Here is an 11,567-nt window from a genome sequence, read left to right on the forward strand (position 1 = left end):
AACATACGAAAACAGCGACCCCGTCCGATCATCCCCACCGCGCATCCAAATCAATCCTATCTGTTGCACCATCAGGGAATCATGCCGCAAACCCAAAAGCCAGAGAGTTTTTCAGCAGCCTGCTAGATTGCAGCCGCCATTTCCTGGAGTGTCTGGACAGTACGCCAGTTGCGCGCAGTCAGCGGCACCTTCAGCACCCTGTCGAGTGAAAGTGCAAGCTTCGACGTACCGAAGCCATCAGGTGTGTAGAGATAAAGCACGCGGTTTCTAAGCGTGAAACTCTCTGTGTCACCAGCCTTGGCTTCAAACTCTGCAAGCGCAGCATCGGTCGGATCATCGTCGAGAATGACCGCGTGCAGGGATTTCGGATTCGCGCCGGCCTCCGGATATGGGTTTTTGGCAATCATGCAGTTCCACTCGTCAATGTTGCGAATAGATACCCGCGATTCAAAACCGAATGTCGTCGGAAATAGCGAGGAGATGGTCTCGCCAACACGGCGCGCGGTTTGATTCGATGTCAGAACCAGATTGCCGCTCTGGATATAGGATTTGACATCCGCGAATCCGGCTTTGATCAGCACTGTCCGGAGCGTTTCCATCTTCACAACCTTGTTGCCGCCAACATTGATGCCACGCAAAAGCACGATGTAGGTCGTCATGGCATCTCCTTCTCCAGCCGGTCGGCCAACTGTGCCAGTTTGAGAACTGTATTCCAATTGCGCGCCGTAGTGGTAATTTTCAATGTCGATTCAATCTTTCCGTGCAATTTTGATTGAGAAGCGCCTTGCGGCGGGTAATAATAGAGCACGTTCCCGATGATCTTGAATTGTTCGGGCAATCCAATTGCCTTGCGTTCCAGAGCCTCGACAGCTTCATCGTCCGGCTCCTTCTCCATGACGAAAGCATGTAGCTTATTGCCTTCAAGGGCTCGCTCCGGGAAAGGATTATTCGCGATAAGCTTTTTCCACTGAGTTTTGCTGACGATCATTATCGCTTTGGAAAATGCAAACTTTTCCAATGCAATAGCCGCAACTTTTCGGACGATTTCCTTTGGCGTTACGTGCGAAGTCAGAACCACATTGCCGGTATTGATATATGTCGCAACGCGCTCAAACCCGTTCTCGATCAACGCTGCTTTCAGCGGTTGGACAGGCAGCAACGTCGCCCCGCCTACACCTCGAAACAGAATGATGTAGGTTGTGTGACGCCCCATACCGCCTCAGGACCTGACGCCAAGAATGCGCTTCCACAGCGTTCCGCCAATCCGTTTGCCGACAACAAAATATGCAACGATCAGAAGGACAGCGACAAGTGCGGGCCACCCACTAAGGGAGAAGCCATTTTCCGTCAAACCACCCAGAAGCTTTGCGACTAGAAAACCGAAAATGAAGAAGGCGGTAATGAGATCAAGAATGAAGGCCAGAATGATGCGCCAATGTGCCGTCGGCTGTTGCACGTCGTTCATCAGAACCCTTCCTTGTCCAAAATCAACTGAAAGCAATCCTACATGCGATCAAGAAGGAACGGCAACCCTTAGTTGCATTCAAATGATCAACCCTGCGATCGCTTCATTCTCGGTGATGTCCTGATAGGCCCAGCCTGCCTCGTCAAATCGCTTGAACAGGATATCGAAATTGACCTTGTTCTTGGTTTCAATACCGATCAGCACAGAGCCGAAATTACGGGCCGATTTCTTGAGATATTCGAAGCGCGCCACATCATCCTCTGGTCCAAGCAGATCGAGAAAAGACCGCAAGGCACCGGGCCGCTGTGGAAAGCGGAAAATGAAATACTTCTTCAAACCCTCATATCGCAGCGACCGTTCCTTTAGTTCAGGCAGCCGTTCAAAGTCGAAATTACTGCCAGAGATGACCAGAACGATCCGTTTGCCCTTGATATCGCTTTTCTTGAAATCCTTGAGCGCATCGATGGCAAGTGCACCCGCCGGCTCTACCACAATGCCCTCGACATTGAGCATTTCCAGGATCGTTGAGCTCAAGCGATTTTCCGGAATCAAAGTGACAGAATCTGCCGTGAAGCCCTTGAGAAGCTTAAAGTTTTCGCGTCCAATCTCCGCAACCGCCGCGCCATCGACGAAATTATCGACGGTGTTCAGCTTGACGCGCTTGCCCGCTTCAAGACTGCGCTTCAGGCTTGGCGCTCCGGCTGGTTCAACGAAGCGAAAGCGGGTTTCCCAGCCAAGATCAGCCAGATAGCGCGTAACACCGCCGGAAAGCCCGCCACCGCCGACCGGCAGGATCATCAGATCCGGTTTGCGCTTGTCAGGCAGCTGCGCGGCGATCTCGTGCGCCACGGTAGCCTGCCCTGTAATGATATCCATGTGGTCGAATGGCGGCACCATGACCGCTCCGCTTTCGGCGGCATAATCCTGCGCCGCGGAGTAGCATTGGTCGAAAATATCGCCGACCAGACGAATTTCGATGAAATCTCCGCCAAAGCTGCGTGTCTTGTCGATCTTTTGCTGCGGGGTCGTCACCGGCATGAAGACCACACCCTTTTTGGCAAAATGCCGGCAGATGAACGCAAACCCCTGCGCATGATTGCCGGCCGATGCGCAAACAAAACTGGAATTCTCCGACTTGTGCTCGTTCAGATAGTGCGAAATGAAGTTGAAAGCACCGCGAATCTTGTAGGAGCGTACCGGCGACAGATCTTCGCGCTTAAGCCAGATTTGTGCGCCATATTTATGTGAGAGGTAGTGGTTTAGTTGAAGCGGCGTTTCCGGAAACAGGACGCGCATCTTTTCCGTCGCGCGGTCCACGGCCTTGATGAATGCGGTCATAGGAACAGGTCAACCTTCTCGAATGTTCTGACATCGATAATACCGACATCCGAAATGCGCAATTCCGGTATGACCACCAGCGCCAATAGCGAATGCTGCATATAGGCATTGTTGAGGCTGCACCCCATCGCCCGCATCGCGTTGACGAGTTTATCGGCCTTTTCCGCAACGATCTCCGCACGTTGATCGGACATGAGGCCTGCTATGGGCATTTCCACGAGGGCAAGCTCGCGCCCCTTGGAAAACAGCACCACGCCACCCCCGACCTGACCCAACCGGTTCGCAGCCTTGGCCATGTCTTCCTTGTTCGTACCGACAACGATCATGTGATGGCTGTCGTGAGCGACCGTTGAAGCCATGGCGCAATCGAGGGTATAGCCAAAGCCGGAAACAAAGCCATTGACCACAGCGCCGGTCCCCCTGTGACGTTCAACAAGGGCAATTTGACAGACATCGTTTCGCCGATCCATCTGAACGATGCCGTCCGATACGGCAAGATCTGCCTCCAGTGCTTTGGTCGGCGCCTGGTTTTCAATGACACCGATCACCCGCGCAGTGACATGCTTGGTGGGTTTGGGCGCCTTGATGTCGAAATCCCTGGCACTCAGCTTCTTGCCAAGCTTGATGGTGTTCTTGGCGAATGATGGATAGTTGTATGCAGGTATGTCCGTGACAAGTTTGCCCTTCTCGGCGACCAGCGATCCGCGTGCATAAACGCGGTCGATCGTCAGATTCGGGAGATCCGACACAATCAGGAAATCCGCCAGCCGGCCGGGAGTGATGGAGCCGATCTCCCGTTCCAGCCGGAAATGCTGTGCCGTATTCAGCGTCGCCATCTGGATGGCAGTCACGGGCTTCAACCCTTGCGCGATCGCATGACGAACCACGCGGTCCATGTGGCCATCATTCACCAGCGTACCGGAATGGCTGTCGTCGGTGCAAAGAATGAAATTGCGTGGATCAACCCCCTGCTCTGTCACCGCCTTGATCTGGCTGGCGACGTCGTACCAGGCCGACCCTAGCCGCAGCATCGCCCGCATGCCTTGGCGCACGCGAGCAATGGCGTCTTCCATGCGCGTGCCTTCGTGGTCATCTTCCGGCCCTCCCGCCACATAGCCGTGGAAAGCTCTGCCAAGCTCAGGCGAGGCAAAATGCCCGCCGACAGTCTTGCCAGATTTTACGGTCGCATCGATCCCTCCCCGCATCGTTGCATCATTATTGGCGACGCCCGGAAAATTCATCACCTCACCAAGTCCAATAATATTCGGCCAGGTCATCGCCTCTGCGACATCTGCGGGGGTAATGGCAGCGCCAGCGTGCTCCAACCCCGGGGCAGAAGGAACGCAACTTGGCATTTGCACATGCACATTGATAGGCATGGCCAGCGCCTCGTCATGCATCAACCGCACACCCTCGAGCCCCAGAACGTTGGCGATCTCGTGCGGATCGACGAACATTGAAGTCGTGCCATGAGGAATGACCGCGCGCGTGAATTCGGTCACAGTGACCATCCCGCTTTCGACGTGCATATGCGCATCGCAAAGCCCTGGCACGAGATAGCGACCGCCTGCATCGACAACCTTGGTTTTTGGCCCAATGCAATGCTCTACACCATGACCGACGAAGGCGAATCGCCCCGCGACGACCGCGATATCGATGCCCGCGATGATTTCTCCGGAATAGACGCTAACGAGGCGGCCATTGCGTACCACAAGATCCGCATGGCTACGGCCCATGGCCACATCCACCAGCAAGGGCGCAGATTCCGTCCACGTTGCCGGTTTCTTCCCGGCTTTTGTTTGTTTGCTCATCACGTTACCTCTGGTCGATCGTTCGGTATGACCATGCATATACGAAAAAGGACGTCGCGGCCTTTGTTCACGGCGCAATTGTCAAAAATATTCACGAACCCCATGAATTGCTTGACATACCATCCATGCTTGCGTCCGATAGAAGGAATGCTACGCGCCGAAATTGGCGCTGCCAATATCTCAGGGACAAGATATTGGCAGCAGCGTCGGCAAAGATGCGTTCTAGGTGTTTTCGGGCATTATTCTGGGAGGAATATTAATGCACAAACTTCTCCTTTCGTTGGCTGCAACGGCGGCTTTGGCTCTAATTTCCAATGCTGCAAATGCTGAGGGTTATCCCGAGCGCAGCATAACGATGGTCGTTCCTTTCGCCGCAGGCGGCCCGACGGATACGGTAACCAGGCTTGTCGCTGAATCAATGTCCAAGGACCTCGGCCAACAGATCATCGTCGAGAATGTCGGCGGAGCTGGCGGTACGCTCGGGGCCTCGCAGGTAGCGAAAGCAGAGCCAGATGGTTATACGCTACTTCTCCATCACATTGGCATGGCAACGAGCGCTACCCTTTACCGCAAACTGCCTTACGACACGCTCAATGCGTTCGAATATGTTGGTCTCGTTACTGACGTTCCGATGACCATCGTCGCCAAAAAAGACTTCGAACCAACAGACCTCAAAGGTCTCGTCGAATACGTCAAGACCAATGCCGACAAGGTTACTCTCGCCAACGCCGGAATTGGTGCAGCCTCGCATCTCTGTGGCATGCTGTTCATGAGCGAAATCAAGACGCCGCTGGTCACCGTTCCCTACAAGGGCACTGGGCCGGCCATGACTGATCTTCTCGGTGGGCAGGTTGATCTGATGTGCGACCAGACAACCAACACGACGAAGCAGATCAAGGGTGGCACGATCAAGGCCTATGCAGTCACATCTGCCAAGCGGCTGGACGCACTTCCTGATCTTCCAACGGTCGCTGAAGCCGGCATGCCCGGCTTGCAGGTTGGTATCTGGCACGGCATTTACGCCCCAAAGGGGACCCCCGGCGATGTTACGCAAAGACTTTCAGCATCTCTGCAGAAGGCGCTGAAAGACCCCAATGTCGTCGCGCGTTTTGCCGAGCTCGGAACCGTCCCTGTAACCGAAGCGGAAGCCACACCCGCGGGGCTCAAATCAAAGCTCGAGAGCGAAGTGACGCGCTGGAAGCCGGTCATTGAAGCTGCCGGTCAGTATGCCGATTGATCAACACAGGTCATGACCGTAAGACAGAACTATAAATGGCCGTAGGGGGACGCATGAAATCGTTGAGCTTCAGTTCGCGCGACCTGATTTGTGGACTGCTTTTCATTGCTGTTGGCCTGTTCTTTGTCATCCAGGCCTATGGTCTGGAACTTGGAACTGCCCTCCGTATGGGACCAGGGTACTTTCCGTTGGTCCTGGCGGGGATGCTTGTGCTGCTCGGTATCATTGTCATCATTCAGGGCACGCAGGTGGAGCATGAGCCGATGGGGCCAATCGCATGGCGCGGCCTGCTGTTCATACTGCCGGCCCCAATCTTCTTCGGCCTGACCGTCCGCGGATTGGGATTCGTCCCTTCCCTGTTTCTTACCGGTCTTCTGGCGGCTTTTGCCAGCAGCAAAATGCGTCCAGGCATGGCTCTCCTCCTCGTCGGCGGGCTGACGCTCTTTTCCGTTATCGTCTTCAGCTACGCACTCGGCCTGCCGTTCCGACGTTTTGGCCCCTGGCTCGGACAGTGAAGGCGCAACATGGATCTTCTCAGTAACCTCGCTCTGGGCTTTGTCACCGCGGCTTCACCCTGGAACCTGTTGTTCTGCCTAATTGGCGTCATTCTGGGGACCCTGATTGGTGTACTGCCCGGCATAGGTGCAACGGCGACCATTGCCATGCTGCTGCCCATCACGTTCCAGCTCGAGCCGGTTTCATCGCTGATCATGCTGGCGGGCATTTACTACGGCGCACAATATGGCGGCTCAACGACCGCGATCCTCATCAACATGCCCGGAGAATCTTCGTCGGCTGTGACGGCGATTGACGGTTATCAAATGGCACGCAAAGGGCGCGCGGGCGCCGCCCTTGCTATTGCCGCCATAGGCTCCTTCTTCGCCGGAACAGTATCGACCGTTCTCGTCGCAGTGTTCGCGCCACCATTGACGACCATCGCCCTGAAATTCGGTTCAGCCGAATACTTTTCCCTAATGATCGTCGGCCTCGTTTCCTCCATCGCGCTGGCACATGGCTCAGTGGTCAAGGCGCTCGGCATGGTGGTTCTAGGCCTACTTCTCGGACTTGTAGGCACCGATATCTACAGCGGAACGCCGCGATTTATTCTCGGCATTCGCGAACTCTCGGACGGATTGAATTTCGTCGCTCTCGCTGTCGGTGTATTCGGAATTGCGGAAATCCTGCGCAATCTCGAAAACGAGCACGAGCGCGATGTGATGATCAAGAAAGTGACCAACCTCTTGCCAAGCCGCGAAGACTGGAAAGCAATGATTGCCCCAATCCTGCGTGGCACAGCGATTGGCTCGGCGCTTGGCATTCTGCCCGGCGGCGGCGCAATTCTTGCCTCGTTTGCGTCCTACACGGTCGAGAAGCGCATCTCCAAAACGCCTAGTGAATTCGGCAAGGGCGCAATCGCCGGTGTCGCGGGACCTGAGTCAGCCAACAATGCCGGCGCTCAAACATCGTTTATTCCGATGCTTACGCTCGGCATCCCGGCCAACCCGGTAATGGCGTTGATGATCGGCGCGATGATCATTCAGGGCATTGTTCCAGGTCCCAACGTCGCGACCGAGCAGCCCGCCCTGTTCTGGGGCATCATAGCTTCGATGTGGATTGGCAATCTGATGTTGATTCTGCTCAACCTTCCGTTGATCGGGTTGTGGGTGAAGCTACTTACCATTCCCTATTACATGCTGTTTCCAGCCATCATCGCATTTTGCTCGATCGGCGTTTACAGCGTCAACACCAACGTCTTTGATCTCTACGCAGTGGCTTTTTTCGGCCTCATTGGCTATGGGCTGGCGAAACTGCGCTGCGAACCCGCGCCTTTGCTCCTCGGCTTTGTTCTCGGCCCACTACTGGAAGAGCATCTTCGCCGGGCCATGATCATGTCGCGAGGCGATCCCACGACCTTCCTGACCCGGCCAATAAGCCTTACGCTACTGCTCCTCGCAGTGGCCGTCCTTGTTGTCGTACTGCTACCCAGCATCCGCAAGAAACGCGATGAAGTCTTCGTTGAGGACTGACGTGTCCCAATCTCATTGAGCCGGGATGAGAACGTAGCTCACGACCTCTGTCCGATCGGGGTAATATTTGTAGCTCAGGGTCACATGCCTGATGTTTCCAGGCGGTGATGCCACGCCAGCACCATTCATCAGACTCAGCACGACCGGGTTCATGCCCTCGCCGAACCATACAAAAAGGGCTGGAAAATGGATGCGCGAGACCGCATTTGGCATTTCCAGATGCACCGGATTGATGGAGTTGTCGAAAAGACGCAGATTTCCCGGCAATTGTGGCCCATCCGATACGACAGTCCGATAATTGCCTTCCGCCCGCGTAACGGCAAAGAGCTTGGCGTAGTCCAGCTGGCCAATGGAAGGAGCCTTGCCATCCCGTGCGTACAGAATATTCACTGCCAGTGCGGGGATTACGACAAGGCCACAGATTGCGCCGACCACAGCGAAGCGCTTAAGCGGTAAATCAGAATTGATGTATCGGCCGAGGAAGATTGCAAGAAACAACGGCCCGAGAAAAAGCACCGGCTGCAACCAGCGATCCTTAACCTCTGCCGCACCGCTGACAAGAACGCCGACGAAGACGCAGCCCAATGCCAACAACAAGACTCTGGCCACGAATTTTTCGCCATCGCTCCAGTCCGCCTTCGGCGAAATCTGTTCTCCACGGCTTCTCCACCACGCGACCGCAAAGAAGACCAGCGCAACCCCCGCGAAAAGCACGCTGTTGAGGAAAAGCTTCCATTCGCCGTGAATGCGGCTGACAAGAAACTGGCCGCCTGCATTCATTTCGAACTTGTGAGTCCGCGCCAGCAGATTTTCAGTATGGGATAGCGCCCAAAGACCGGTCGGGGTTACTGCAATGACAAACGCAAGCAACGTCAGAACGGTGTTACGGGAAAGCAAAACCGAGCGATAGGCCGGTATCGAAAAGCCAGCTAAAATCAGTCCGATGAGAAAAAAACTTGCATTGAACTTGCCAAGCAGGCCAGACGCGATTCCAAGGCCGAGCAAAATCGCCGAATGCCACGAACGCGATTTCATGTGCCAGGTAAAGGCCAGAAACGCCCAGGCGCAGCCAGTCGTTCCACCAACGGAATGTGTAAGGGTACGCTGGGATTCCCAAGAAATCTGCGGCAGCATGAATATGCCAAGCATTCCAGCAGCTGCAACGGCCCGTGAGAGACCGAGCAAACGCGCGCCGAAATACACGCTGGCGAACAGGCTAGCCAGCATGCCGAACTTGATCAGGTAGATCGTAAAGAGGCTGACGCCAAGAACATCGCCTGCCACGCTGTTTATCCACGTGTAGAGCGGGGCTTGCGAGCCGCCATAGCCCCACTGCAGCGCGCCGACATAAGCAAGCTGCTCGGCGTCATCAACACCCGCACCGTTGGAGATCGCCGTCAGAAATAAGACCTGAAACGCAAAATACAGCAAAACGAACAAGAGCGCCGGATTTTCCGATGCAAATGTTCTGATCCTGCTCACAGGAGATTTAACCGAGATGGCAGGCATTGTTTTCTCACACCGTTAAGTGTGCCGCTTTTATTCGAAGTTGAATTCCAAATCCACCCGTCCTCAATTCGGGGCCGGCGCGACCAAAAACGGTGGGATTGCATGTTCATGGTGCGGACGGCGGGGGTCGAACCCGCATGACCTATGGCCGAGGGATTTTAAGTCCCTTGCGTCTACCAATTTCGCCACGTCCGCGCGCTTTGCTTTTCAACGGTAAAAGTCGATCAGTCAATCGTTGTTTTGTTACACCTGGGCATCAATTGACAGGCAGCCTTTCACACTTTGAAATGGCTTGCGGCGGTCTCACTGGGCAATTACGGTCGCCTTCCCCGATAGGAGAATCTGATGACGAACGAAGTCGTGACCGCCGCCATGCTTGCGATTGGCGATGAACTGCTGTCCGGCCGAACGAAGGACAAAAATATCGGCCACCTCGCCGATATTCTGACCGCAGTTGGCATTGATCTCGAAGAAGTTCGAATCGTACCAGATGAGGAAGATCGAATCGTTGAAGCGCTAAATGCGCTACGCATGCGCTATGACTACATCTTCACCTCAGGAGGAATCGGTCCAACCCACGACGACATTACCGCCGACGCGATTGCCAAGGCGTTTGGCGTTCCTTGTGAGCACGATGCGAAAGCAATGAAGCTTATGGGCGACAATTATGCTGCGCGCGGACTGGAGTTTACCGAGAGCCGCCAGCGCATGGCGCGCATGCCACGCGGCTCGATTCATATCGACAATCCTGTCTCGACGGCACCTGGCTTCAATATTGGCAATGTCTATGTAATGGCAGGCGTCCCATCTGTCTTCCAAGCCATGCTCGACAATGTGATTCCCACCTTGAGGGTTGGCAAACGTCTGATGTCCCGTTCGGTAAATTGTCCCTTTGGCGAAGGTGCTATTGCCGTTCCGCTGCGCGAAATCCAGGCGGCCCACCCCGAGACGATCATAGGCTCCTACCCAAAATACGAGAACAACCGGTTTTCCACCGAGCTGGTGATCCGTGCGCGCGATGAGCAAAAACTCATTGCAGCCGAGACAGCCGTCAAGAAAATGGTTGAGCAAATAGCGGCTGCGACAGCAGTCCGATGATTACGTTGATTTTGGACAAGCTGCGGAAACTACAAAGCATTTGTTGCGCTTAAGGGGTATAATGAGTTCAGATGCATCCTGGGATGCAACAACCGATGGAGGCCATTATGGCATTTCGCACGATCATCGCCTTTATTCGCAGCGAACGCGAAGCAAGAAGGGTCATAAGCGCTGCAAAGTTGATCGCCTCCTCCAGTGATCGAACCCATATTATTGGTCTCTATACCATCCCCTCGCCCATTGTTTACGCAGATCCAACCGGCTTTGCCGATACAACCCTTTTCGAAGCGCACGAACAGCGTCACAAGGAAAACTCGGAAGCGATCACGGCTCTTTTCAATGCTGAAATGGCGAAGGGGACAATCTCCCACGAATTTCGCATCGTGCGCTCTGAAAGCAGCAGTCCTTCGGCCGGAGTTACGCAGAGCGCCTTGCGTGCCGATATCATTATCGCTGGTCAGCCGGACCCTAACGATCCCGATAGCGTCAATGACGTGACCGATCCCTTGGTGATGGAAAGCGGCCGGCCCGTGCTGTTTGTCCCCTATAAGACGCCGGTGCCCGAGAAGATCGATCAGGTTGTCGTTGCGTTCAATGGCAAGCGCGAAGCGTCTCGCGCCGCATTCGAATCTGTACCGCTTCTGGTCAAAGCGGAAAGCGTTGATGTGCTTTGGGTCGACCCGAAGAAATCCAATGACCCGAGTACCGATATCCCCGGCACTCCCCTTTCTGATGCACTGCGCCGTCATGGCGCCAATGTGAACCCCCACATAATTGAATCGCACGGCGAGGCCACGGACAAGGTGTTACGGCGCTGGATTGCACAAAAGAACGCATCACTCTTTGTTATGGGTGCCTATAGCCAGTCGCGCTTGAAGGAATGGGTCTTCGGCGGCGTAACCAGTTCAATTATGGCGGACATGCCCTGCCTGACGCTGATGTCACGCTAGAGCGCCGTCCCAAAACGTTCAGAATCGCACCTTTCTCACCGTGACGGCCCGCAAGCTGCGCAAGTCGCTTGCCATGAACCGGCTTTTCCCGCTATTGCGAAATGCAATCCATGCGGAATTTCCGCTGTCTTA

General features: G+C 54.9%; 11 protein-coding genes and 1 tRNA gene. 5 read left to right on the forward strand and 7 right to left on the reverse strand.

The window, feature by feature from the left end; all coding sequences use genetic code 11:
- Positions 1 to 122: 122 nt before the first annotated feature.
- The 5 genes from AAAC48_RS23390 to ade all read right to left on the reverse strand — a co-directional run bounded on the left by AAAC48_RS23390 (position 123) and on the right by ade (position 4,614).
- On the reverse strand, positions 123 to 659 hold the full coding sequence (locus AAAC48_RS23390; protein WP_340656487.1) for a DUF1697 domain-containing protein: 537 nt from the start codon (positions 657 to 659) through the stop codon (positions 123 to 125).
- Entirely contained in the window at positions 656 to 1,213 is a 558-nt protein-coding gene (locus AAAC48_RS23395; protein ID WP_340656488.1) for a DUF1697 domain-containing protein, read from the reverse strand. The genes AAAC48_RS23390 and AAAC48_RS23395 overlap by 4 nt, the downstream gene beginning before the upstream one ends.
- A 6-nt stretch (positions 1,214 to 1,219) precedes the next feature.
- A complete protein-coding gene (locus AAAC48_RS23400) occupies positions 1,220 to 1,465 on the reverse strand; it encodes a hypothetical protein (protein ID WP_340656489.1) in 246 nt (81 codons plus the stop codon).
- A 78-nt stretch (positions 1,466 to 1,543) separates the two neighbouring features.
- Positions 1,544 to 2,803 (reverse strand): threonine ammonia-lyase IlvA, encoded by a 1,260-nt coding sequence (gene ilvA / locus AAAC48_RS23405; protein ID WP_340656490.1) that lies wholly within the window; start codon positions 2,801 to 2,803, stop codon positions 1,544 to 1,546.
- Positions 2,800 to 4,614 carry an adenine deaminase gene (gene ade, locus AAAC48_RS23410; RefSeq protein WP_340656491.1) on the reverse strand — a complete coding sequence of 605 codons (1,815 nt, stop codon included), beginning with the start codon at positions 4,612 to 4,614 and terminating at the stop codon, positions 2,800 to 2,802. The genes ilvA and ade overlap by 4 nt, the downstream gene beginning before the upstream one ends.
- Positions 4,615 to 4,873: 259 nt before the next feature.
- Here ade and AAAC48_RS23415 point away from each other — a divergent pair, with 259 nt between their 5' ends.
- From AAAC48_RS23415 to AAAC48_RS23425, 3 genes are read left to right on the forward strand one after another with little or no spacing between them, the layout of a single operon-like run.
- Complete coding sequence (locus tag AAAC48_RS23415) at positions 4,874 to 5,851, forward strand: tripartite tricarboxylate transporter substrate binding protein BugD (RefSeq protein ID WP_340656492.1); 978 nt, start codon at positions 4,874 to 4,876, stop codon at positions 5,849 to 5,851.
- A 53-nt stretch (positions 5,852 to 5,904) separates the two neighbouring features.
- Positions 5,905 to 6,366, forward strand: a complete 462-nt coding sequence (locus tag AAAC48_RS23420) for a tripartite tricarboxylate transporter TctB family protein (protein WP_340656493.1) — start codon at positions 5,905 to 5,907, stop codon at positions 6,364 to 6,366.
- 9 nt (positions 6,367 to 6,375) lie between these two features.
- Positions 6,376 to 7,878, forward strand: a complete 1,503-nt coding sequence (locus tag AAAC48_RS23425; protein ID WP_340656494.1) for a tripartite tricarboxylate transporter permease — start codon at positions 6,376 to 6,378, stop codon at positions 7,876 to 7,878.
- A gap of 12 nt (positions 7,879 to 7,890) precedes the next feature.
- On the opposite strand, the gene AAAC48_RS23430 is transcribed toward AAAC48_RS23425, so the two are convergent.
- Together AAAC48_RS23430 and AAAC48_RS23435 are read right to left on the reverse strand one after the other, a co-directional pair.
- Positions 7,891 to 9,387, reverse strand: a complete 1,497-nt coding sequence (locus AAAC48_RS23430; protein ID WP_340656495.1) for a glycosyltransferase family 39 protein — start codon at positions 9,385 to 9,387, stop codon at positions 7,891 to 7,893.
- Positions 9,388 to 9,496: 109 nt separating this feature from the next.
- Positions 9,497 to 9,582: transfer RNA gene (locus tag AAAC48_RS23435), tRNA-Leu, on the reverse strand.
- A 150-nt stretch (positions 9,583 to 9,732) separates the two neighbouring features.
- Here AAAC48_RS23435 and AAAC48_RS23440 point away from each other — a divergent pair.
- Together AAAC48_RS23440 and AAAC48_RS23445 are read left to right on the forward strand one after the other, a co-directional pair.
- Positions 9,733 to 10,485 (forward strand): competence/damage-inducible protein A, encoded by a 753-nt coding sequence (locus AAAC48_RS23440; RefSeq protein ID WP_340656496.1) that lies wholly within the window; start codon positions 9,733 to 9,735, stop codon positions 10,483 to 10,485.
- Between the two features lie 107 nt (positions 10,486 to 10,592).
- On the forward strand, positions 10,593 to 11,435 hold the full coding sequence (locus AAAC48_RS23445) for a universal stress protein (protein ID WP_340656497.1): 843 nt from the start codon (positions 10,593 to 10,595) through the stop codon (positions 11,433 to 11,435).
- Positions 11,436 to 11,567 lie beyond the last annotated feature (132 nt).

The sequence above is a fragment of the Phyllobacterium sp. genome, from assembly GCF_037994405.1.
Taxonomy (GTDB): Bacteria; Pseudomonadota; Alphaproteobacteria; order Rhizobiales; family Rhizobiaceae; genus Phyllobacterium.

Excerpts from the sequence above, each read along its gene's own strand:
- AAAC48_RS23390 (WP_340656487.1), bottom strand. The coding sequence starts at position 659 with ATGACGACCTACATCGTGCTTTTGCGTGGCATCAATGTTGGCGGCAAC.
- AAAC48_RS23395 (WP_340656488.1), bottom strand. The coding sequence starts at position 1,213 with ATGGGGCGTCACACAACCTACATCATTCTGTTTCGAGGTGTAGGCGGG.
- AAAC48_RS23400 (WP_340656489.1), bottom strand. The coding sequence starts at position 1,465 with ATGAACGACGTGCAACAGCCGACGGCACATTGGCGCATCATTCTGGCC.
- ilvA (WP_340656490.1), bottom strand. The coding sequence starts at position 2,803 with ATGACCGCATTCATCAAGGCCGTGGACCGCGCGACGGAAAAGATGCGC.
- ade (WP_340656491.1), bottom strand. The coding sequence starts at position 4,614 with ATGAGCAAACAAACAAAAGCCGGGAAGAAACCGGCAACGTGGACGGAA.
- AAAC48_RS23415 (WP_340656492.1), top strand. The coding sequence starts at position 4,874 with ATGCACAAACTTCTCCTTTCGTTGGCTGCAACGGCGGCTTTGGCTCTA.
- AAAC48_RS23420 (WP_340656493.1), top strand. The coding sequence starts at position 5,905 with ATGAAATCGTTGAGCTTCAGTTCGCGCGACCTGATTTGTGGACTGCTT.
- AAAC48_RS23425 (WP_340656494.1), top strand. The coding sequence starts at position 6,376 with ATGGATCTTCTCAGTAACCTCGCTCTGGGCTTTGTCACCGCGGCTTCA.
- AAAC48_RS23430 (WP_340656495.1), bottom strand. The coding sequence starts at position 9,387 with ATGCCTGCCATCTCGGTTAAATCTCCTGTGAGCAGGATCAGAACATTT.
- AAAC48_RS23440 (WP_340656496.1), top strand. The coding sequence starts at position 9,733 with ATGACGAACGAAGTCGTGACCGCCGCCATGCTTGCGATTGGCGATGAA.
- AAAC48_RS23445 (WP_340656497.1), top strand. The coding sequence starts at position 10,593 with ATGGCATTTCGCACGATCATCGCCTTTATTCGCAGCGAACGCGAAGCA.